This is a genomic window from Mesorhizobium sp. M0052, assembly GCF_040323255.1.
Classification (GTDB): domain Bacteria; phylum Pseudomonadota; class Alphaproteobacteria; order Rhizobiales; family Rhizobiaceae; genus Mesorhizobium.
In genome coordinates, this window is sequence record NZ_JAMYUS010000007.1 from 1 (window position 1) to 21,638 (window position 21,638).

A 21,638-nucleotide genomic window follows, 5' to 3' on the forward strand; every position below is an offset into this window, starting at 1 on the left:
CATGCCTTGCGATATCGCTGGCGTGAGCCACCGCGAAAGCGCAAATTTCAGTCCATGCCAAAGCTATCTTAGCGCCTATGCCCACAAAGGGGGAGGTAAAGCGCCCGCTACTTCCGCAGAGCCATCGGTCGTCCGAGCAGAAACCGGATGAAGTTGCCTGCGGTCCGCGGCGCCATGCGGGGCTGCGTCGCCTGTCGTGGCGCGCTTTGCCTTCGCGCTGGCACCTCGGGTTCGACACCCGGTCGGCCCACCGTAAAGGAGGGCCCCGAGACCGGCTTCCCCCTCAACACGTTGGCGGCGTTGTTGTCATGGATGACGATGCACCATTGCGCGCCCTTCGATGCCGCCACGACGGTGTTGAAGCGCGTCGCCATTTTTGCGTGGTGCTCGCTGTAGACGCCGCTCATCGCCGGCGATCTCCTTTCGACCAGCGTGCCGAACGCCGACGTGACATAGTCGTGGTGCGTGTAGCGTCCGCTTGCCGTGTCGAAATTCTGGCCGTCCGGAAAGGCAATGAGCGGCTGCAGGTCCACCACACGCTTTTCGATCTCCCGGCGCGCGTAGTGCTCGACGCGCTCCATGAAGGTCGGCGCCAGCGCGTCGTCGCTGTCGAGCCGCGTGAGCGAAACATAGTCGGCATCGGTATCGGCCTGGACGAAGGCATTGAAGCGATCATTGTAATCCTCGCCCGCCTCGACAAGGATCGGCCTGACGTCGACACCGGCCACGCAGCTGCACACGGTGCGAATATAGTTCTCGTGCGTATCGGCATCGAACGCCACAAGGACGGTAAAATCCTTCAGCGACTGGCCTTCGAGCGACGACGCGCAATAGGTGTCGAACAACGCCAGGCGCTCGACCAGCCAGACCGGGTCGAGATTGGCGCGGCCCTTTCCGTCCCACTGGCTTGGCTTGAAGCCAGCGGCGATGTTGTAGCGTATGGCGATGTATTTCTTCAGGCCGGTGTCCATGGACCGACACTTAGTACATTCCGCTGATCTGCGACAACCAACGGCTGGGCGGCCACCCTCCCCCTTGTGGGGAGGGTCGGCTCGCGGTCGGAGCGAAGCGGAGATGGCGAGACGGGGTGGGGGGGAGCGCCCCCGGTCGGCGAGGACCCCCACCCCGCTCCGCTACGCGGATCGACCCTCCCCACAAGGGGGAGGGTAAGCGCACTTCAAATATGCAGCGCGTGGCCCAGCGCCTTCAGCGCCGCTTCCTGGAAGCCTTCGCCTTGCGTCGGATGCGCATGGATGGTCCCGGCGATATCCTCCAGCCGCGCGCCCATTTCCAGCGCCAGGCCGAACGCCGCCGCCAGTTCCGACACGCCTTGCCCGACCGCCTGGATGCCCAGCACCAGATGGTTGTCCGCGCGGGCGACAACACGAACAAACCCGTCCTCGCCGAGTTTCGTCATCGCCCGGCCGTTGGCGGCGAAGGGGAACTGGCCGATCTTGATTTCGCCTGAAGCCTTCGCCTCCTCCGGCGTTAGCCCTGCCGCCACCAGCTCCGGATCGGTGAAGCAGACGGCCGGGATCGAGCGCTTGTCCCAGCTGCGCTTGTGGCCGGCGACGATCTCGGCCACCATTTCGCCTTGCGCCATGGCCCGGTGCGCCAGCATCGGCTCGCCGGTGACGTCGCCAATGGCATAGATGCCGCGCATCGAGGTGCGGCACTGGTCGTCGATCTTGATGAACTTGCCGGCGATGTCGAGATCGATCTGATCGAGGCCCCAGCCCTCCGTCACCGGCTTGCGGCCGACCGTGACCAGGATCTTGTCTGCCGCGATTTTGGTGCTCTTGCCGTCCGCGGTCTCGACCAGCAGCGCGTTGCCCTTGACCCCCTTGGCCTTGGCGCCAAGCATCACCTCGACGCCGAGCTGGGCCAGCCGTTTCACCACCGGCCGGGTCAGTTCCGCATCATACTGCGCCAGCACGCGCGGCAGCGCCTCGACCACGGTCACCGCGGCGCCCATTTTGGCGAACGCCATGCCGAGTTCCAGCCCGATATAGCCGCCGCCGACCACGGCGAGCTTTTTCGGCACCTCGCCGAGAGCCAGCGCTTCTGTGGATGAAATCACCGGGCCGCCGAACGGCAGGAACGGCAGTTCCACCGTCGCCGAGCCGGTGGCGATCACAACCGTTTCGGCGCGGATGATCTGGGTGCCGGTCTCGGTCTCGACCGCGACGGTCTTGCCGTCGCGGAACGTCGCCCAGCCATAGACGGTCTTGACCTTGGCCTTCTTCAGTAGCCCGGCAACGCCCCCGGTCAGCCGGCTAACAATGCCGTCCTTCCGCGCAACCGTCTTGCCGAGATCGAGCACGGGCGCTGCTACCGAGATGCCGAGCGGACTGCTGCCGCCGGCCATATGCGCGACCTTCTCGAACTCTTCCGCCGCATGGATCATCGCCTTGGACGGGATGCAGCCGACATTGAGACAGGTGCCGCCCGGTTTGCCGGCTTCAACGATCACCGTATCGATGCCGAGCTGGCCGGCACGGATAGCGCAGACGTAGCCGCCGGGCCCGGCGCCGATGACCAGCAGCTTGCAGGAGATTTCTTTCATGGCGTGACCCTTTGATGCGAGGGAATGTTCCGTCGCGATCCTTCGCGCCCCCCTCTGTTCTGCCGGACATCTCCCCCACGAGGGGGGAGATCAGCAGCTTCTTCGCTTCGCTCATTCCTGCAACGATGGAGATTGGCGAAACCCTGCGTGACGTCCAATCTCCCCCCTTGTGGGGGAGATGCCTGGTAAGGCAGAGGGGGGCGCTGTCCCGCCGTCATCTCGGTCGTTCCGCCCCCTCAATCCACAAATATCAGCGCTGGCGTCTCAATCAGCGCCTTGATCCGCTGCACAAACACCGCCGCATCCCAGCCGTCGACCACCCGGTGATCGAAGCTCGATGACAGGTTCATCATCTTGCGCGGGATGAACTGGGTGCCGTCCCAGACCGGCCGCACCATCATCTTGTTGACGCCGACGATCGCCACCTCAGGATGATTGATGACCGGCGTCGTCGCCACGCCGCCCATGGCGCCGAGCGAGGTGATGGTGATGGTCGATCCCGACAGCTCGTCGCGGCTGGCCGTGCCGGACTTCGCCGCTTCGGCCAGGCGGTTGAGCTCGGCCGCGCAATCCCAGAGGTCGCGCGCCTCGGCGTGCTTGACCACCGGCACCACCAGGCCCGACGGCGTCTGCGCGGCAATGCCGATATGGACGCCGCCATGCTGATGGATGATGCCGGCCTCGTCGTCGAACAGCGCGTTGATGTTGGGCTGGTCGGCAATCGCCTTGACCATCGCCCGCATCAGGAACGGCAGCAGCGTCAGCTTCGGCCTCTCCACACCCTTGCGCTTTTCCTTGTTGAGCGCCGCGCGCAACTCCTCAAGTGCTGTGACGTCGATCTCCTCGACATAGGTGATGTGCGGGATGCGTGACTTCGCCAGCGACATTTTTTCGGCGATCTTGCGCCGCAGTCCGATGACCTTGATATCCTCGACGCTGTCATTGCGCGCCAGACCCGACGCCTTCGCTACCTGCGGTCCGCGTGCCAGGAATGCCTCGATATCTTCGTGGCTGATGCGGCCGGCAGGGCCGGTACCCGACACCTGGCGCAGATCGATCCCCGCCTCCTTCGCCCTGAGCCGGATGGCGGGCGACGCCAGGGGCTTTTCGCCCTCCGGGCGCGGCGCGCCGGAGGGTGCCGCACCTTTAGATGTCGGCGCAGCACCCCCACCCTTAGCCCCTCCCCACAAGGGGGAGGGGGATTCAGTCTCAGCTGCCCGTGCGCTTTTGGCTGCTGGTGCAGGTGGTGGCGACTTGGCGTCGGATTTCGTGGCCGAAACGCCTCCCTCTTGTGGGGGTCCGGAGGACGGGCGAGACCCGTGGCTCGCCCCGGCAGGGGTGGGGGTCGGTGCCGCCGTGACCTCTGACAATTTCGAGCCTTCGCCGACATTGCCCTCCCCCGCCACTTTCAGCCGCACGATCGGCGAGCCGATCGCCACCGTGTCGCCGATCTCCGCGCCCAGCCACAGGATCTCGCCATCGACCGGCGAAGGTATTTCCACCGTCGCCTTGTCGGTCATCACGGCGGCAAGCACCGAGTCCTCGCGCACGAGGTCGCCGACCTTGACGTGCCACTCCACAAGTTCGGCCTCGGCGACGCCTTCGCCGACATCCGGCAGCTTGATGATGTGTTCGCCCATCCCTAGGCTCCCATGGTTTCGAGAAGCGCGCGGCCGACACGGGCCGGCCCCGGGAAATAGTCCCATTCCTGCGCATGCGGGTAGGGCGTGTCCCAACCGGTGACGCGCGCCACCGGCGCTTCCAGATGGTAGAAACAATTTTCCTGCACCAGCGCCGACAGCTCGGCGCCGAAGCCGGAGGTCAGTGTCGCCTCGTGCACGACGACGCAGCGTCCGGTCTTCTTCACCGAAGCGACTATCGCGTCGAGATCGAGCGGCAGCAGGGTCCGCAAATCGATGATCTCGGCATCGATGCCGGTTTCTTCCACAGCCGCCTGCGCGACATAGACCATGGTGCCGTAGGCGAGCACGGTGACGGCCGAGCCCGCCCGGCGGATCGCCGCCGTGCCGAGCGGCACCGTGTAATGGCCGTCGGCGACCTCGCCCAGTTCATGCTTCGACCATGGCGTCACCGGTCGGTCGTGATGGCCATCGAACGGTCCGTTATAGAGCCGCTTCGGCTCCAGAAAAATCACCGGATCGGGATCCTCGATCGCCGCGATCAGCAGTCCCTTGGCGTCGTGCGGATTGGACGGCACCACCGTCTTCAGCCCCGACACATGGGTGAACAGCGCTTCCGGGCTCTGGCTGTGCGTCTGGCCGCCAAAGATGCCGCCGCCGGTCGGCATGCGGACAACGATCGGGCAGGTGAAATCGCCGTTCGAGCGGTAGCGCAGGCGTGCTGCTTCCTGCGTCAGCTGGTCGTACGCCGGGTACATGTAGTCGGCAAACTGAATTTCCACGCATGGCTTCAGCCCGTAGGCGGCCATGCCGATGGCCGAGCCGACAATACCGGATTCGTTGATCGGCGCATCGAAGCAGCGGCTCTTGCCGTACTTCGCTTGCAGGCCTGCCGTGCAGCGGAAGACACCCCCGAAGAAGCCGACATCCTCGCCATAGACGATGACGCGTTCGTCGCGCGCCATCGACACGTCCATGGCGTCGCGGATCGCCTCGATCATGGTCCGTCTCGGCATGGTCAGACTCCCGCCTGCTGGCGCTGGCGCCTGAGATGCGGCGGCATCTCGGCAAACACGCCCTCGAACATCTCGCGCGTCGACGGCTTGCCGCCGGCATGCAGCGTGCCGTGGCCTTCAGCTTCCTTCTGCGCCGCGATCACCGTCTCGAGGATTTCCGCTTCGGCCTGGGCGTGACGCTCGTCCGACCAGACGCCGCGTTGGATCAGATGGTTCTTCAGCCGCATCACCGGATCGCCGAGCGGCCAGGCGTCGGATTCCGTCTTCGGCCGATAGGCCGACGGATCGTCCGAGCTCGAATGCGCGCCGGCACGGTAGGTGACATGTTCGATCAGCGTCGGCCCGAGATTCTGCCGCGCCCGCTCCGCCGCCCATTTGGCCACGGCATGCACGGCGAGATAATCATTGCCGTCGACGCGCAGCGCCGGAATGCCGAAGCCGAGGCCGCGCGCGGCAAAGGTGCCGGAGCCGCCACGCGCAATGCCTTGAAACGTCGAGATCGCCCACTGGTTGTTGACGACGTTGAGGATGACCGGCGCCTTGTACGTCGAGGCGAACACCAGTGCGGAATGGAAATCGGATTCGGCCGTCGAGCCGTCGCCGATCCACGCCGCCGCGATTTTCGAATCGTTGCTGATAGCGGAAGCCATCGCCCAGCCGACCGCCTGGATGTATTGCGTCGCCAGATTGCCGGAGATCGAGAAGAAGCCATGCTCCTTCGACGAATACATGATCGGCAATTGCCGCCCTTTGAGCGGATCGGCCTCGTTGGAATAAATCTGGTTCATCATCGTGACCATCGGATAGCCGTCGGCGATGAGCAGGCCGGCTTGCCGATAGGTCGGGAAATTCATGTCGCCTGGCGCCAGCGCCTTGCGGAAAGCGCAGCTCACCGCCTCTTCGCCCAGATGCTGCATGTAGAACGAGGTCTTGCCCTGGCGCTGCGCCATCTGCATGCGCGCATCGAAGCTGCGCAGCGTCATCATGTGGCGCAACCCCTCGAGCAGCTCCTCGTCGGTGAGCAGCCCGGCCCACGGCCCGACCGCCTCACCGGTGCGGTTGAGCACGCGGATGATCGAAAACGCCATGTCGCGGATGGTGCGCGGATCGACATCGATGTCCGGTCGCGGCACCGAGCCGGCCTTGGGGATCGGCACGTTGGAGAAGTCGGGCGTTCCGCCCGGCCGCACTTCCGGCTCCGGCACATGAAACCGCAACATCCCAGCATCGGTCATGACCATGGTCCTCCCATTTGCTGCGTCGATATTTGCACATCCGCGCGCCCGGCACAGCGCCAATTCATGGGGCGCCGCAACCCATCCGGCGTCACGGCCGGCAGGCGACCCCAAGATGCAGATATGTCTGCGAAATTTCTTGTCGATGTTGGGGAGCAGCGCGCAATTAGGCGCAAAGTTTTGCAGGATTTCCGGTAGATAGTCACTTCACGGCATCCGGGAGAGATAAAGCACCAAGGTCGGCGAACTCGCGCTTTCCTCTCCCCGTGATCGGGGGAGAGGTGTCGAGCGAAGCTCGACGGAGTGGGGGTCGACCCTTGGGCGCTAGGCAATGCTTGAAATAGTGCCCTTCCTTTGTCCGTTCGCGGCGATTGCCACGTGGCTCCCCCACTCCGTCTCGGCTTCGCCGAGCCACCTCTCCCCCCTCCGGAGGGAGAGGAAGGGCGCCAAGGTCTCGAACGCTTTGGAGAACGTTCACTCAGCGACCGCATCATGCTAACCACCCTCCATGGCGCAGAAAAAAGGATACGAGGTCGATTCGTGGCTGGCGAAGCCTGACGCGCGCATATCGATCGTCCTGCTTTACGGTCCCGACCGCGGCTTGGTCGCCGAGCGGGCCAAAGCCTTTGCCGCGAAAACCGGCCTGTCGCTCGACGATCCGTTCTCAGTCGTCCGGCTCGATGGCGCGGAGGTCGATCGCGACCAGGGCCGGCTGCTCGACGAAGCCCGCACCGTGCCGATGTTCTCCGACCGGCGGCTTCTGTGGGTGCGAAATGCCAGCGGCCAGAAGGCCCTGGCCGACGACGTCAAGGCGCTGACCGCGGAGCCCGCGCGCGACGCCATCATTCTCATCGAGGCCGGCGACCTGAAAAAGGGCGTCGGACTGCGCGCGATCGTCGAGGCCGCCGACACCGCCATGGCGCTGCCTTGCTACGCCGATGAAGCCCGCGACATCGACAGCGTCATCGACGACGAGTTGCGCAAGGCCGGCATGTCGATGGCGCTCGACGCACGCCAGGCGCTGCGCCGCAATCTCGGCGGCGACCGGTTGGCCTCACGCGGTGAGATCGAAAAACTGGTGCTTTATGCCCACGGCCAGAAGGACATCAGCCTCGACGACGTAAGGGCGATGTCCGGCGACGTCTCCGGCGCCTCCTTCGACGACGCGGTCGATGCTGTGCTGGAGGGCAGGATCGGTGACTTCGACACCGCCTTCACCCGCCACTGCCTGTCCGGCGGCCATCCTTTCCTGGTGCTGTCCTCGGCGATGCGGCAGCTGCAGCAGCTTCAGGTCATGCGCGGCCAGATGGACACCGCCGGCCGCAACGCCGCCTCGGCCATGGCCGGCGCCCGTCCGCCGGTGTTTTTCTCGCGGCGCAAGCTGGTGGAGAAGGCGCTGGAGCGCTGGAACGTCGAGGCGCTCAGCCGCGCGCTGAACCGGCTGCAATCGGCCGTGCTGCAGACCAGGCGCAGGCCGGATTTGTCGGAAGCGCTGGCACGGCAGGCGCTGCTCAGCATTGCGGTGGAGAGCGCGAGGCTGGCGCAGCGGTGATCTCCCCCCTTGAGGGGGAGATGTCGCCAAAGGCGACAGAGGGGGTCGCCGCGCGTGGAGCGCTGGCGCCTTTCGCAACGACAAACGAGGTCGGCGCTTGATGCGAGACGACCCCTTCTGGCCTGCCGGCCATCTCCCCCTCAAGGGGGGAGATCAGCAGTTCGATCCCTTCGGCAATCGCCAATAAAAAGAAGGGCCGGCAACCGCCAAGCCCTTTCTTCATCCTAAGCCAGAACTTCATTCGCCGGCTAAATATGGCGCAACCTCAACCTTCTACCGCTCGTCCTTCAACCGCCGGCATAGCTCGTCGAGCTGCTCCAGGCTGCGGTAGTCCACGCGGATCGCGCCGCCTTTGCCCTTGTGCTCGATGGTCACGATCATGCCGATCGTGTTGGTCATCAGCCTTTCTAGCGCCAGCGTGTCGGCATCCTTGCCCGATGCGCCGTGTGCTGGTTTTGCCTTGGGCGGCGTGCCGCCCGCCGGCATCTGCGCCAGCGCCTCGGCCTGGCGCACCGAAAGCCCTTCTTCGACGATCTGCTTGGCTAGCCCGGCGGGATCCTGCGCCGTCACCAGCGTCCGGGCATGGCCGGCCGACAGCGCGCCGTCGACCAGCATGTCGCGGATCACGTCGGGCAGCTTCAGCAGCCGCAGCGTGTTGGCCACGTGGCTGCGGCTCTTGCCGATGACATTGCCGAGGTCGGCCTGTGTGTAGCCGTGGTCGTCGATCAACTGCTGGTAGCCGAGCGCCTCCTCGACCGGGTTGAGATCGGTGCGCTGAACGTTTTCTATGATCGCCAGTTCCAGCGCTGTGCGGTCGTTGACGTCGCGCACGATGATCGGGATCTCGGTCAGCCCGGCTCGCTGGGCCGCGCGCCAGCGCCGCTCGCCGGCGATGATTTCGTAGCGCCCGGCCTGCGTCGGCGAAGGCCGCGCCACCACCGGCTGCACCACGCCATGTTCGCGGATCGACTGGGCGAGATCGGTCAGGTCGGCGTCGCCAAAGTGCCGGCGCGGGTTTTTCGGGTTCGGGCTCAGGAATTCGATCGGCACCTTGCCGTCCGCATTCAAGCCCGGCTTTTCGGCCGCTGCCACCGGGCGGTCGATCTCCCCGATCAGCGCCGCCAGTCCACGCCCCAGTCTCTTTCTCGAAAGGTCTTCGCTCATCTCAATTCCAGATTCATGATCGTTTCGGTGCCGGATCGGCTTTGTTTATCGACCCTGCCTAATCATGCGGCGCGCAATTTTCGCTCGCGGCGGATCACTTCGGATGCCAATTGCAGATAGGCTTGGCTGCCGGAGCATTTCAGGTCGTAGAGGATTGCCGGCTTGCCATAGGACGGCGCCTCGGACACCCGCACATTCCTAGGAATGATCGTCTCGTAGACCTTGTCGCCCATGTGTGCCCGCACGTCCTGCACCACCTGGTTGGCGAGGTTGTTGCGGCCGTCATACATGGTCAGCACGATGCCCTGGATTATCAGGTCCGGATTGATCGAACGGCGCACCTGCTCCACCGTTTCCAGGAGTTGGCTGAGCCCTTCCAGCGCGAAGAACTCGCACTGCAGCGGCACAAGAACAGAATCGGCTGCCGCCATTGAATTCAAAGTCAAAAGGTTGAGCGAGGGCGGGCAGTCGATCAGCACATAGCCGAACGGCGCACCGCGCTCAGTGGCGGCGCGCAGCGCGTTGCGCAGCTTAAGCACGCGATCCGGCGCCGAGGCGATTTCCATCTCGATGCCGAGCAGATCGAGCGTCGACGGCACGATCGACAGGCCGGGCACCGCCGTCGGAATGGCCGCCTCTTCCAGGCCCAGTTCGCCGGTCAACACGTCATAGGAGGAGACGGTGCGATCCTTGCGGTCGATACCGAGACCCGTCGAGGCATTGCCTTGCGGGTCGAGATCGACGATCAGCACCTTTTCGCCGATCGCGGCCAGCGCCGTGGCCAGATTGATGGCGGTGGTGGTCTTGCCGACGCCGCCCTTCTGGTTGGCGACGGTGATGATGCGAGGTCCGGTTTTCATGGGTCTGTGCCAGGTATTCATGTGGGCCAGGTATTCATTGCGTCGCCAAGGTTGCGAAGGAGAGCTTACGCCGTCCGCAGATCGGTCACTTCGAGGATGACGCCATGGGCGTCGGTCATGCTCGGATGTTCTACCAGATCGAAAGCCCAGCGGTGAGTGCTTTCTTCCACCTCGGAGCGGTAATCCCGGCCTTTGTGGAAAAGCGCACGTGACCCCTTGGTCAGCCATGGCGCCGACAGGTCAAGCAGCGCCGGCAGCGCGGCCAGCGCCCGCGCCGTGATGATTTCCGGTGCGGAAACAAGCGCATAGCTGTCGTCGATGCGCCGGGCGACGACCCGTGCCGGCAAACCGAACTGGCCAATGACCGCCTGCAAAAACGATGCTTTCTTGCGGTTGCTCTCGACCAGATCGATCGACGCGCCTTCGCGTTCGACCAGCAGGAAGGCCAGCACCAGGCCCGGAAAACCGCCGCCCGAGCCGAGATCGGCCCAGCGTTTGGCCTGCGGTGCGATTCGCGCCAGTTGCGCGCTATCCAGAATGTGGCGGCCCCAGACGTCGTCCAGCGTCGACGGCGCGGCCAGATTGATGCTTCGGTTCCATTTCAGGAACAGCTGTTCGAACGCCACCAGGCGATCGAATGTTTCACGTGAAACCGGTCCCGCAGCCTCTTGCAGGCTCGCCCATGAGGCAGAGCTCACGCAACGGCCCTTTGGGCGGCCGACTCGGCGTTGCGGACGTGCGCGACGATGATGGCCAGCGCCGCCGGCGTCATGCCTTCCATACGCTGCGCGTCAGCGATCGACCGGGGCTGACGCGTTAGCATCTTCTGCTTCAGCTCATTGGACAGGCCAGGAACATCGGCGAAATCCACCGACGCCGGGATCAGCCGGCTTTCCTCGTGGCGGATTTGTGCGACATCTGCCTGCTGGCGATCGAGGTAAACCGAGTATTTCGCTTCCGTTTCGAGCCGCTCAGAGGTTTTGACATCGATTGCGCCAAAGGCCGGCACAACACGGGCGAGCCAAGCGATATCGACGCCGGGATAAGCAAGCAATTCATAGGCGGAGCGGCGCACGCCGTCCCTGTTGATCTCCAGCCCATGCCGCGCCGCTTCGTTGGGCGTCATCGTCGTCGCAACTGCGAGTTCGCGCGCCCTATCAAGATCCTGTGTGACTTCATTGAACCGCCGCGTCCGCTCCGGCGACACGATACCAAGCTGATTTGCCAGAGGCGTAAGCCTTTCATCGGCATTGTCGGCGCGCAGCGATAGGCGAAACTCCGCCCGCGAAGTGAACATGCGGTAGGGCTCGGCAATGCCGCGGCTGGTGAGGTCGTCGACCATCACACCGATATAGGCTTCGGTGCGGCTGAGCACGATTTGGTCGTCGGCCGCCGCCTTGCGCGCGGCGTTGAGTCCGGCGAGCAGGCCCTGCGCTCCGGCTTCTTCATAACCGGTGGTGCCGTTGATCTGACCGGCGAGGAAAAGCCCCGCAATACGTTTGGCCTCAAGCGTCGGCTCCAACTCGCGCGGATCGACATGGTCGTATTCGATAGCGTAGCCGGGCTGCAGCATGGTCGCCCGCTCTAGCCCGGGTATAGTTTTGAGAATGTCGAGTTGCACATCCTCGGGCAGGGAGGTCGAAATGCCATTGGGGTAGACCGTGTCGTCGTCCAGCCCTTCCGGCTCGAGGAAAATCTGGTGGCCTTCGCGATCGCCGAACTTGACGATCTTGTCTTCGATCGACGGGCAGTAACGTGGACCTACGCCTTCGATCGAGCCGGAATACATGGCGGAGCGGCGGATATTGGCGCGGATCAGCGCGTGCGTCGCCGGCGTCGTACGCGTGATGCCGCAATGGATTTGCGGATTCTTGATTGTGTCGGTGAGCAGCGAGAACGGCACTGGATGTTCGTCGGCCGCCTGGCTTTCCAGCGACGCCCAGTCGATGGTTCGGCCATCGAGCCGCGGCGGCGTCCCGGTCTTCAGCCGTCCAAGCGCGAAACCGGCGCGGCTCATCGTCGCCGACAGGCCAAGGCTCGCTTGCTCGTTCATCCGCCCGGCGACAATCTTCCTGTCGCCAATGTGAATAAGACCGCGCAGAAAAGTGCCGGTGGTCAGCACCACGGCGCCGCACGCCAACCGGCGCCCGTCGGCCAGGAGCACAGCGGCGATGCGTCCATCCACGATGTCGAAGTCCAGAACCTCGCCTTCGACGACGTCGAGACCGTTCTGCTGCCGAATCGCTTCCTGCATGGCCAGCCGGTAAAGCTTGCGGTCGGCCTGCGTGCGCGGCCCGCGCACGGCAGGGCCTTTGCGGCGATTGAGCAGGCGGAATTGGATGCCGGCAGCATCGGCTATGCGGCCCATCAGCCCGTCCATGGCGTCGATCTCACGCACCAGATGGCCCTTCCCGAGGCCGCCGATCGCCGGATTGCAGGACATGACACCGATCGTGTCGAAGCGCAGCGTGACCAGCGCGGTCCTGGCGCCAGCGCGCGCGGCAGCGCTCGCAGCCTCGCACCCGGCATGGCCACCGCCCACCACAACCACATCATAGTGATCGATCATTGTCCCTTCCAGATTCCGAGATTTCGCGACACATGTCCCCACGAGAGGACGCTGTCAAGGATTGCAGGTTGATTCGTTCACGGGGAACGGAGTGCTGAAAGCCGCAGAGGTGTTTCACGTGAGTCGGGAAGCGGCGACAATTACCTCGGCTGGCGCTGCCCCTCATCTGCCTGCCGGCATCTTCTCCCGGTGACGGGGAGAAGGGTAGAGCTCAAGCGCTGGCGCGCTTCGGTGGTTGGCGAAATCCCGGATAACAGTACCTTTCTCCCTGTCACTGTACGGTGAGAAATGCCCGGGAGGACAATGAGGGGCGAGGCCGCCCTTCGGCACTTGGCGTTTTTGCCAAACTCCTCATTTCACGTGAAACACGCACTTGGGCGGCCCCCTGTGTTTCACGTGAGTCACTCACACGCCCCCCCTGTTTCACGTGAGTCACTTTCCAATGCAAAACTGCGAAAAGATCACGTCCAGCAGGTCCTCGACATCCACCGCGCCGACAATCCGGCCAAGCCGGTCCGCCGCAAGACGCAGCTCCTCCGCCCGCAGCTCCTGGCCGCGCTCTTGCCCCGACAAAGCCGAGATCAGAAAGCGCCTGGTCTCATTGAGCAGCTCCACATGCCGCAACCGAGACGGCAGGATATCACCGGCATCGCCGATAGCAGCTGCGGCGCGCCTGCCGATCTCGGCCAGGAGTTCAGCCAACCCAGTGCCGTCCACCGTCGAGATCAACGCATCATAGGCCTCCAATCGCGGCGAACCTTTCAAGAGATCGACCTTGGTGCCGATTCTCAAAACCGGGGCGTCGACAGGCATGTTGCCGATCGCAGTCGGGTCCGCCAGATCTTCCAGCAACAGCACCAGGTCAGCCGTGTGCGCCTTGGCCCGCGCCTTTTCGATACCGATCGCTTCGATCTTGCCGGGCGCCTCGCGCAGGCCCGCGGTGTCGGTTACCCTGACCCGCACTCCGTGGACATCCAGCACCACTTCGAGCAAGTCCCGCGTCGTGCCGGGCTCGTCGGTAACAATCGCCGCCTCACGCCTGGCCAGCGCGTTAAACAGGCTGGATTTGCCGGCGTTCGGTGCACCGAGGATGACAACCTCAAACCCGTCACGGATGATCTCGGCGGCATGGAAGCCATCGACATGCCGGCCGATCTCCCCCACCATTGCGCGCACATCGGACCAAACCGTGTCCGAAACGGAACCGGGCACGTCGTCTTCGTCGGCGAAGTCGATTTCCGCCTCGATCATGGCCCGTGCATGGATCAGGCGATGGCGCCAGCCAAGATAGAGTTCGCTTTGCACTCCTTCCGCATTCTGCACGGCAAAGCGCCGCTGCGCTTCGGTTTCGGCGTTGACCAGATCGGCCAACGCCTCCGTCTCGACCAGATCCAGCTTGCCGTTGAGAAGAGCCCGGCGCGTAAATTCCCCAGGCTCCGCATGACGCAGGCCGTCAAAGCCGGCGACGATCTCCAGCATCTTGCCGGCGACGGCGCGGCCGCCATGGACGTGGAACTCGGCGACATCCTCGCCGGTAAAACTGTTCGGCCCAGGAAAAAACAGCACCAGGCCGTTGTCGATAAGCGATCCGTTCACCGTTCGGAGCTTGCGCAGTGTCGCACACCGGTCCTTGACCGTGCCACCAGCCACCGTTTCGACAACGAATCGAGTCCTCGGTCCGGAAATGCGGATGACAGCGATGCCGGCGGGCAGGCGCCCGCTGGACAGCGCAACGATCGAATCGCCCGAAATCATTTGCCCGTTCTCACCGGTCGCCTAGGTGTCAACAATCCCACAGTGTCGCGGCCGTCATGAACCGGCTGTCCGTCAATATCAAGGTCGATCGCGAGAGCGACCGGATACCAAATCTGTATAGCCGCCTTGTCATCCATGTGCGAGCAGGCGGGTCCTAATCCCGACGCCAAGCAGTTCTGGGCGGGCCAGCAAGCCCTACGGCTGGCCAGGCATCGTTAACGCCTGTTCCTGGTCCGGAACCGTGAAGCTGGAGCCCATTTCCCCATGGGGAAAGCCTCGTTCCGGTTGCGAATCGGAAATCCCGACCCGCGTCACGCCGATCGTCGCCCGATTGGAACGAATGCGAATCGACTTAACATTGGCCAGTGGCATCCGGCCGCCGACGGCAGACCGGGGCTATGCACCGCTATCATGCCGGTGGCGACGGATCCGTAGGAACCGAGCCGCTGCTGCGACGCCGGTAGCTCAACCCGTGTTTCCGTCCAACGCCGAAGGAAGCGGCTTCACATCAATGGATGGCGGCCGCGGCCCGAACAGCAAATCCTTGGCCGCGACCACCGCTCCGACCGTGATCAGGATGCAAGCAACAGCCACCGACCAGTGAAACACACCAAAGCCTGCCAGCAGAAGCACGATGACCGAGAAGAGGGGCGCCGCGTAGGAGAGGGCGCCGAGGATCATGATGTCGCCGTGCTTGCAGCCATAATCCCAGGCGTAAAAGCCGGCGCCTAGCGGTATTAGGCCCAAGATGACGATGGCGCTCCACTGCGTCGCCGTCTGTGGCCAGACGGTAGCCTCAAGCGTCAGGTGCAGCACCAAGGCGACCGCAGCCGTGATGAAGCAGTAACCGGCGACGACATCGGTCGGCACCTTGCCAAAGCGGCGCGATAAAACCGAATAGCCGGCCCAGATGAAAGCGCAGAACAGCGCGACGACATGCCCCTTCATCACACCATTGGCCAGTCCGATCGTGCCGCCCTTGGTGATCACCACAATGGCGCCGGCAAGGCCGAGCACGACGCCGGCGATGTGATGGGCCCTAAGCTTTTCTCCAGGCAGGAAGGCGGCAAAGACGACGATCAGCAACGGCCAGAGATAGGCGATCAGGCTGACCTCGACCGGCGGCGCCGACTGGATGGCGAAGAAATAGGCGCAGTGATAGATGCACAGCCCCGCTGTGCCGAGCGCCCAGACCTGCCACGGCTGGCGCAGCGACTTGGTCGCCGCCGGACGGACAAGCCAGCTCGACGCGCCGGCCAAGCCGCCAAGCAGAAACGTCATCGCCGCCAGCTGAAAGGGCGGAATCGGTCCAGCCGCAGTCGAAAGCAGCGCCAGGAACGACCATGTCAGAATGGCCGAGAAGCCGATCAGGGTCGGGATTGTTTTCTTCATGCGGCCTCCGATCTTCGAGACGCGATTACTCGCATGACGACAGCTATGGAAATTGCCGCCCAAGGCCACGCCCTGTCGGAAATGCGACCTGTTTGCCCCCGCAATGAAAAACCCCGTCCCGGTTTCCCGGAACGGGGTTTCATGCATGACCGATGATCCGGTGAAACTGCTTACGTGTTCATTGAATCGAAGAAATCGGCGTTGGTCTTGGTCTGCTTCAGCTTGTCTATCAGGAACTCGATCGCGTCGGTGGTTCCCATCGGCGCCAGGATGCGGCGCAGGACGAAGATCTTCTGCAGATCCTGCTTGGAGACCAGCAGGTCCTCCTTGCGGGTGCCTGACTTCAAAATGTCCATGGCCGGGTAGATGCGCTTGTCGGCGACCTTGCGGTCGAGCTGGATTTCGCAGTTGCCGGTGCCCTTGAACTCTTCGAAGATGACTTCGTCCATGCGGCTGCCGGTGTCGATCAGCGCGGTGGCGATGATCGTCAGCGAGCCGCCTTCCTCGATGTTGCGGGCCGCGCCGAAGAAGCGCTTCGGCCGCTGCAGCGCGTTGGCGTCGACACCGCCGGTCAGCACCTTGCCGGAGGACGGCACAACGGTGTTGTAGGCACGGCCGAGGCGGGTGATCGAATCGAGCAGAATAACGACGTCGCGGCCATGCTCGACCAGGCGCTTGGCCTTTTCGATGACCATTTCGGCGACCTGGACGTGGCGCACCGCCGGTTCGTCAAAGGTCGAGGACACGACCTCGCCCTTCACCGAACGCTGCATGTCGGTCACTTCTTCTGGCCGTTCGTCGATCAGAAGTACGATCAGATAGCATTCCGGATGATTGGCCGTGATCGAGTGGGCGATATTCTGCATCAGCACCGTTTTACCGGTACGCGGCTGCGCGTTGATGAGCGCGCGCTGTCCCTTGCCGATCGGCGCCACCAGGTCGATCACCCGCGACGAGATGTCCTTGCCGGTCGGATTGTCGATCTCCATCTTCAGCCGCTTGGTCGGATAGAGCGGCGTCAGATTGTCGAAATGGATCTTGTGACGGATCTTTTCGGGATCGTCGAAATTGATCGTGTTGACCTTGAGAAGGGCGAAATAGCGCTCGCCCTCTTTTGGGCTGCGGATCGGCCCTTCGACGGTATCGCCGGTCTTCAAGGAGAAGCGGCGGATCTGCGAGGGCGAGATGTAGATATCGTCGGGACCCGGCAGATAATTGGCGTTGGCTGAGCGCAGGAAGCCGAAACCGTCCTGCAACAACTCGACCACACCATCGCCGATGATCTCGACGTCCTGGGCGGCCAGTTTCTTCAGGATGGCAAACATCAGTTCCTGCTTGCGCATGACGCTGGCGTTTTCCACTTCGAGCGATTCGGCATAGGCGATCAGCTCTGGCGGCTTCTTGTTCTTGAACTCTGCGAGTTTCATTTCTTGCATAGACGGACTCTGAATCTGCTTTGGGGAAAATATATCGGCTGGATGCGATAAATGCCGGGCGCGGCCGAAAGCAATCAAGGGCGGCGCATGACGGGAAGGAAGACCCGTCTTTTATCGTCGGTCGGGGGAAAGAGCAAGCTGCGTTTTGTCGACCGAAATGGGCCTAGAACGGCTTGACGACAACCAGGATGACGATGGCGACCATCAGCAATGTGGGGATCTCGTTGACGATTCGCCAGTGCCGCGCCGGTTTTTCATTGCGGTCCTCGGCGAATTTCCTGACAGCACCGGCCAGATAGCCATGCACGCCCGACAGCAACAGCACCAAGCCCATCTTGGCGTGCAGCCAGCCGCCGTGAAAGCCAAACACTTTCCAGGCAAGCCAAAGCCCGAACACCCAGGTGACGATCATCGCCGGATTGATGATGCCGCGCAGCAGACGCCGCTCCATCACCTTGAAGGTCTCCGATTGGACGGACCCCTTCTCTGCGTCGGCGTGGTAGACCAGCAATCGCGGCAGATAGAGCATGCCGGCCATCCAGGAGATGACGGCCAGGATATGGATTGCCTTCGCCCAGGGATAGAAACCCTCAGGCGCAAAGAAAAACAAAAGTGCGGTGAGAACAACCAGCACTCCGATGCCGATGGTCATGCGCATCATCGCCCCGCGAGTGCTGTTGCCGCCCGTATTATCCGATTGAGCCATCAGCGTGTCGCGCTCCGCACCTGCTTCACCATCGCCTCGACATGCGCCACCGGCGTCTCCGGCGTAATGCCATGGCCGAGATTGAAGATCAGCGGTCCGTCACCCAGCGCCTTGAGGATCGCATCGACGCCGTCCGACAGGGCTTGGCCGCCAGCCACGAGCCGCAAGGGATCGAGATTGCCCTGGACCGCCCCTGAATGCTGCAGTTCGTTCGCAGCCGACAGGGGCACGGTCCAGTCGATCCCCAGCCCCGTCACCCCGGTCTTCTCACGATAGGTCTCGTAGCGGGCGCCGGCGCCCTTGGGAAAGCCTATGATCGGAACATCGCGATGAACCGCACGAACTTGCCTGACGATCTCCGCCACCGGTTGCACGCAGAACTGCTCGAAAGACGCATCATCAAGCACGCCGGACCAGGAATCGAAAATCTGCACCACGTCGGCACCGGCTTCGATCTGGCGGATCAAATACGCCGCGGAGTGATCGGCGAGCACTTTCAGGAGATGCTTGAAGGCCGTCGGTTCGCGATAGGCAAACAGCCGCGCCGGCGCTTGGTCGGGTGTGCCGTGGCCAGCGATCATGTAGGTCGCCACCGTCCACGGCGCGCCGCAGAAGCCGATCAGCGTGGTCTCGTCAGGCAATCTTGCCCGCAGCCGGCGAACCGTTTCGTAGACCGGTTCGAGATTCACGTGAAACGTTTCACTGTTGAGAGCCGAAATCTCAGCTGCAGTGATTGGCGTCAGCAGCGGCCCGCGGCCCTCCTCGAAGCGGACATCGCGTCCCAGCGCATGCGGCACGACCAGAATGTCAGAGAACAGGATCGAGGCATCGAAGCCGAAGCGCTCGATCGGCTGCAGCGTCACTTCGACAGCCAGATCAGGATTGTAGCAAAGATCGAGAAAGGACCCGGCGCGCTTTCTGGTCTCGCGGTACTCCGGCAAATAGCGCCCGGCCTGGCGCATCATCCAGAGCGGCGGCGGAAACACTGCCTCGCCTCTCAGCACGTCCAGCACGATGCGGTTCTCGGGCATTGAGCGCTCTCTTCCCTGCCTTCTCTATAATTAAATAGTCTATTTCTAGAATTTTCTGATTCTAAGAGTCTGTTGGTATCGGTGGTTGTCACCTGTCCCGCTTTGCCCTGGAAAAGGCCAGCCAGCATTTTGTCGCGTGTTTCTTCCGCGGGATTGTCAAAGAGTGTGGATGACCAGGATTCCATCACTGGAGTCAATGGTTTGGCGTAGCCGCTGAAAAACCGCCTCTGTGGATGAAGCGCTGGCAAAAACGCCCGTCCCCAGATTTGTCCCCAACCGCACAGTGAAGCTGACAGCGCATCGAATTGTGGACAAGTGTCCTTCTGATACAGTCGCCTCCAGCCGGTCGCCTTTGCGGCCCCGGTTTATCCACACAAGCCCACAGCCTGAGGCGCCCCCTGTGAACAAACCCCAGAGCTTCTTTCACCTGCACCTGATTTCCGACGCCACCGGCGAGACGCTGCTGGCGGCCGGCCGAGCCGCCTCGGCGCAATACAAGGATGCGCGCGCCATCGAGCATATCTATCCGCTCATCCGCACCGAAAAGCAGGTGGCGAAAGTCTTCGAGGACATAGAAGAGGAACCGGGCATCATCCTCTACACCGTCGTCGACCAGAAGCTGGCGCGCGGTATTGACGAGCGCTGCGCCGCCATGGGGCTGCCCTGCGTTTCGGTGCTGGAGCCGGTCCTCACCGTGTTCCAGTCCTATCTCGGCACGCCGGCCGGCCGCCGCGTCGGCGCCCAGCATGTGCTCGATGCCGATTATTTCCACCGTATCGACGCACTCAATTTTACGATGGAGCATGATGACGGCCAGCTGCCGCTCAACATGGACGACGCCGATGTCGTGCTGATCGGCATTTCCAGGACATCGAAGACGCCGACCAGCATCTATCTCGCCAACCGCGGCATCAAGACCGCCAACATCCCGATCGTGCTCGGCGTGCCGGTGCCCGAAAGCCTGGCCGCTGCTACCAAGCCGCTGATCGTCGGGCTGATCGCCACCGCCGAACGCATCTCGCATGTCCGGCAGAACCGCGTGCTCGGCAACAGCAGCACCTACGAAGCGACCGATTATGTCGACCGTGCCTCGATCGCCGAAGAGCTCGCCTATGCCCGCCAGATCTGCACCCGCCACAATTGGCCGATGATAGACGTCAGCCGCCGTTCGATCGAAGAGACCGCGGCAGCCATTGTTGCCCTGCGGGGGAAGAATAGATGATGGGATGGCAACGCGACCTCCTGCCCCAATCAACCACTATCGACCAGGCCCAGAACCCATGACCGAAAAAATCATCCTCGCCTCCGGCAGCCCGTTCCGCAAAGCAATGCTCATCAATGCCGGGCTCGGCATCGAAGCGGTGCCTGCCGATGTCGACGAGCGTGCGCTCGAGGCGCCGTTGCAGGACAGCGGTGTGTCGCCGGAAGATGTCGCCCTGATACTCGCCGAAGCCAAGGCGACCGAGGTCAGCGAACGCAGACCGGGCGCCCTGGTGCTCGGCTGCGACCAGACTTTGTCACTGGGAGATGAAGTGTTCCACAAGCCGGCCGACATGGAAGGCGCCCGCCGCCATCTGCTGGCGCTGTCGGGCAAGACGCATCAGCTGAACAGCGCCGCCGTGCTCTGCCGCAACGGCAAGGTGCTGTGGCGTCACGTCGGCATCGCCAGCCTTACCATGCGCAAGCTCGATCCGGCCTTCGTCGGCCGGCACCTGGCCCGCGTCGGCGCCAAGGCGTTGTCGAGCGTCGGCGCCTACCAGATCGAGGGCGAAGGCATCCAGCTGTTCGAAAAGATCGAAGGCGATTATTTCACCATTGTCGGCCTGCCGCTGTTACCGGTGCTGGCGGAATTGCGTGCGCTCGGAGCCATCGATGGTTGAGAAAAAAGCTTTCGTCACCGGCCATCCGATCGCGCATTCGCGCTCGCCGAAGATCCACGGCTATTGGCTGAACACATACGGCATCGACGGCAGCTATCATGCGATCGATGTCGCGCCGGCCGATTTTCCCGAGTTCCTCTCTTCCCTCCAGGCCAATGGCTATCAGGGCGGCAACGTCACCATTCCACACAAGGAAGTCGCCTTCGCCCGGGTCGAGCGCCGCGACGAGGCGGCGGAGATGATCGGCGCGGTCAACATGCTGTGGCTGGACGACGGCGTGCTGTGGGGCGGCAATTCGGACTGGATCGGCTTTGCCGGCAATCTCGACGAGCATGCCCGGGGCTGGGAGAGAAACGCTCCGGCCGTGGTGCTCGGCGCCGGTGGCGCGTCGCGCGCGGTCATCCACGCGCTTAAATCGCGCGGCATCAAAGATATCCGCATCGTCAACCGCACATTGGCGCGGGCGCAGGAACTCGCCGACCGCTTCGGGGCCGGCGTCTCGGCGCATGGCGCGGTCGGCGACTTGCTTGGCGATGCCGGCTTGCTGATCAACACGACGGCACTTGGCATGCATGGCGATGCGACGCTGGCCGCCGATCCGGCCGGCCTGCCAGCTCACGCCATTGTCGCAGACATCGTGTATGTGCCGCTGGAAACACCGCTGCTTGCCGCTGCCCGCGCGAGAAACTTGAAGACGGTCGACGGGCTCGGCATGCTGTTGCACCAGGCTGTGCCCGGTTTCGAACGCTGGTTCGGCAAGAAGCCGCAGGTCACGCCTGAGTTGCGACAGATGATCGTCGCCGACATCGTCGCCAAATGATGGGTCGCAAATGATG

At 63.4% G+C, this 21,638-nt stretch carries 18 protein-coding genes; 4 read left to right on the forward strand and 14 right to left on the reverse strand.

The window, feature by feature from the left end; genetic code table 11:
- Positions 1–107 precede the first annotated feature (107 nt).
- From NKJ77_RS10820 to NKJ77_RS10840, 5 genes are all read right to left on the reverse strand, one after another.
- Positions 108–971, reverse strand: coding sequence for a glycosyltransferase (locus tag NKJ77_RS10820; protein WP_352535183.1), 864 nt, complete (start codon positions 969–971; stop codon positions 108–110).
- Between the two features lie 206 nt (positions 972–1,177).
- Positions 1,178–2,566: a dihydrolipoyl dehydrogenase gene (gene lpdA / locus NKJ77_RS10825; RefSeq protein ID WP_352535185.1), complete on the reverse strand. Its 1,389-nt coding sequence runs from the start codon at positions 2,564–2,566 to the stop codon at positions 1,178–1,180.
- Positions 2,567–2,802: 236 nt separating this feature from the next.
- Complete coding sequence (locus tag NKJ77_RS10830; RefSeq protein WP_352535187.1) at positions 2,803–4,206, reverse strand: dihydrolipoamide acetyltransferase family protein; 1,404 nt, start codon at positions 4,204–4,206, stop codon at positions 2,803–2,805.
- Between the two features lie 2 nt (positions 4,207–4,208).
- Positions 4,209–5,222, reverse strand: coding sequence for an alpha-ketoacid dehydrogenase subunit beta (locus NKJ77_RS10835; RefSeq protein WP_023745906.1), 1,014 nt, complete (start codon positions 5,220–5,222; stop codon positions 4,209–4,211).
- Between the two features lie 2 nt (positions 5,223–5,224).
- The gene (locus NKJ77_RS10840) at positions 5,225–6,457 is read right to left on the reverse strand and encodes a 3-methyl-2-oxobutanoate dehydrogenase (2-methylpropanoyl-transferring) subunit alpha (RefSeq protein WP_023710316.1); all 1,233 of its coding nucleotides are present in this window, start codon (positions 6,455–6,457) and stop codon (positions 5,225–5,227) included.
- A gap of 508 nt (positions 6,458–6,965) precedes the next feature.
- On the opposite strand from NKJ77_RS10840, the gene holA reads away from it, so the two are divergent.
- Positions 6,966–8,009, forward strand: a complete 1,044-nt coding sequence (holA, locus tag NKJ77_RS10845; RefSeq protein ID WP_023702529.1) for a DNA polymerase III subunit delta — start codon at positions 6,966–6,968, stop codon at positions 8,007–8,009.
- 273 nt (positions 8,010–8,282) lie between these two features.
- Here holA and NKJ77_RS10850 read toward each other — a convergent pair whose 3' ends face one another.
- From NKJ77_RS10850 to hemE, 9 genes are all read right to left on the reverse strand, one after another.
- Complete coding sequence (locus NKJ77_RS10850) at positions 8,283–9,173, reverse strand: ParB/RepB/Spo0J family partition protein (protein ID WP_023710318.1); 891 nt, start codon at positions 9,171–9,173, stop codon at positions 8,283–8,285.
- A gap of 62 nt (positions 9,174–9,235) precedes the next feature.
- The gene (locus NKJ77_RS10855) at positions 9,236–10,033 is read right to left on the reverse strand and encodes a ParA family protein (protein ID WP_023672118.1); all 798 of its coding nucleotides are present in this window, start codon (positions 10,031–10,033) and stop codon (positions 9,236–9,238) included.
- 65 nt (positions 10,034–10,098) lie between these two features.
- Positions 10,099–10,731, reverse strand: a complete 633-nt coding sequence (gene rsmG, locus NKJ77_RS10860; RefSeq protein WP_031197487.1) for a 16S rRNA (guanine(527)-N(7))-methyltransferase RsmG — start codon at positions 10,729–10,731, stop codon at positions 10,099–10,101.
- The gene (gene mnmG / locus NKJ77_RS10865) at positions 10,728–12,602 is read right to left on the reverse strand and encodes a tRNA uridine-5-carboxymethylaminomethyl(34) synthesis enzyme MnmG (RefSeq protein WP_352535189.1); all 1,875 of its coding nucleotides are present in this window, start codon (positions 12,600–12,602) and stop codon (positions 10,728–10,730) included. Before mnmG ends, rsmG begins: the two co-directional genes overlap by 4 nt.
- A gap of 432 nt (positions 12,603–13,034) precedes the next feature.
- Positions 13,035–14,357, reverse strand: coding sequence for a tRNA uridine-5-carboxymethylaminomethyl(34) synthesis GTPase MnmE (mnmE, locus tag NKJ77_RS10870; RefSeq protein WP_352535191.1), 1,323 nt, complete (start codon positions 14,355–14,357; stop codon positions 13,035–13,037).
- Positions 14,358–14,822: 465 nt separating this feature from the next.
- Positions 14,823–15,749 (reverse strand): aromatic amino acid exporter YddG, encoded by a 927-nt coding sequence (yddG, locus tag NKJ77_RS10875; RefSeq protein WP_023832975.1) that lies wholly within the window; start codon positions 15,747–15,749, stop codon positions 14,823–14,825.
- A gap of 170 nt (positions 15,750–15,919) precedes the next feature.
- Positions 15,920–17,185 carry a transcription termination factor Rho gene (rho, locus tag NKJ77_RS10880; RefSeq protein ID WP_023672113.1) on the reverse strand — a complete coding sequence of 422 codons (1,266 nt, stop codon included), beginning with the start codon at positions 17,183–17,185 and terminating at the stop codon, positions 15,920–15,922.
- A gap of 163 nt (positions 17,186–17,348) precedes the next feature.
- Complete coding sequence (gene hemJ / locus NKJ77_RS10885) at positions 17,349–17,891, reverse strand: protoporphyrinogen oxidase HemJ (protein WP_023832974.1); 543 nt, start codon at positions 17,889–17,891, stop codon at positions 17,349–17,351.
- Entirely contained in the window at positions 17,891–18,922 is a 1,032-nt protein-coding gene (gene hemE, locus NKJ77_RS10890) for a uroporphyrinogen decarboxylase (RefSeq protein ID WP_023832973.1), read from the reverse strand. Before hemE ends, hemJ begins: the two co-directional genes overlap by 1 nt.
- 283 nt (positions 18,923–19,205) lie before the next feature.
- Between hemE and NKJ77_RS10895 the strand changes: the two genes are divergently transcribed.
- From NKJ77_RS10895 to NKJ77_RS10905, 3 genes are read left to right on the forward strand one after another with little or no spacing between them, the layout of a single operon-like run.
- Positions 19,206–20,144: a pyruvate, water dikinase regulatory protein gene (locus tag NKJ77_RS10895; protein ID WP_502902091.1), complete on the forward strand. Its 939-nt coding sequence runs from the start codon at positions 19,206–19,208 to the stop codon at positions 20,142–20,144.
- A gap of 58 nt (positions 20,145–20,202) precedes the next feature.
- Positions 20,203–20,802 carry a Maf-like protein gene (locus tag NKJ77_RS10900; protein WP_023685039.1) on the forward strand — a complete coding sequence of 200 codons (600 nt, stop codon included), beginning with the start codon at positions 20,203–20,205 and terminating at the stop codon, positions 20,800–20,802.
- A complete protein-coding gene (locus NKJ77_RS10905; protein WP_023685038.1) occupies positions 20,795–21,622 on the forward strand; it encodes a shikimate dehydrogenase in 828 nt (275 codons plus the stop codon). Before NKJ77_RS10900 ends, NKJ77_RS10905 begins: the two co-directional genes overlap by 8 nt.
- Positions 21,623–21,638: the final 16 nt, after the last annotated feature.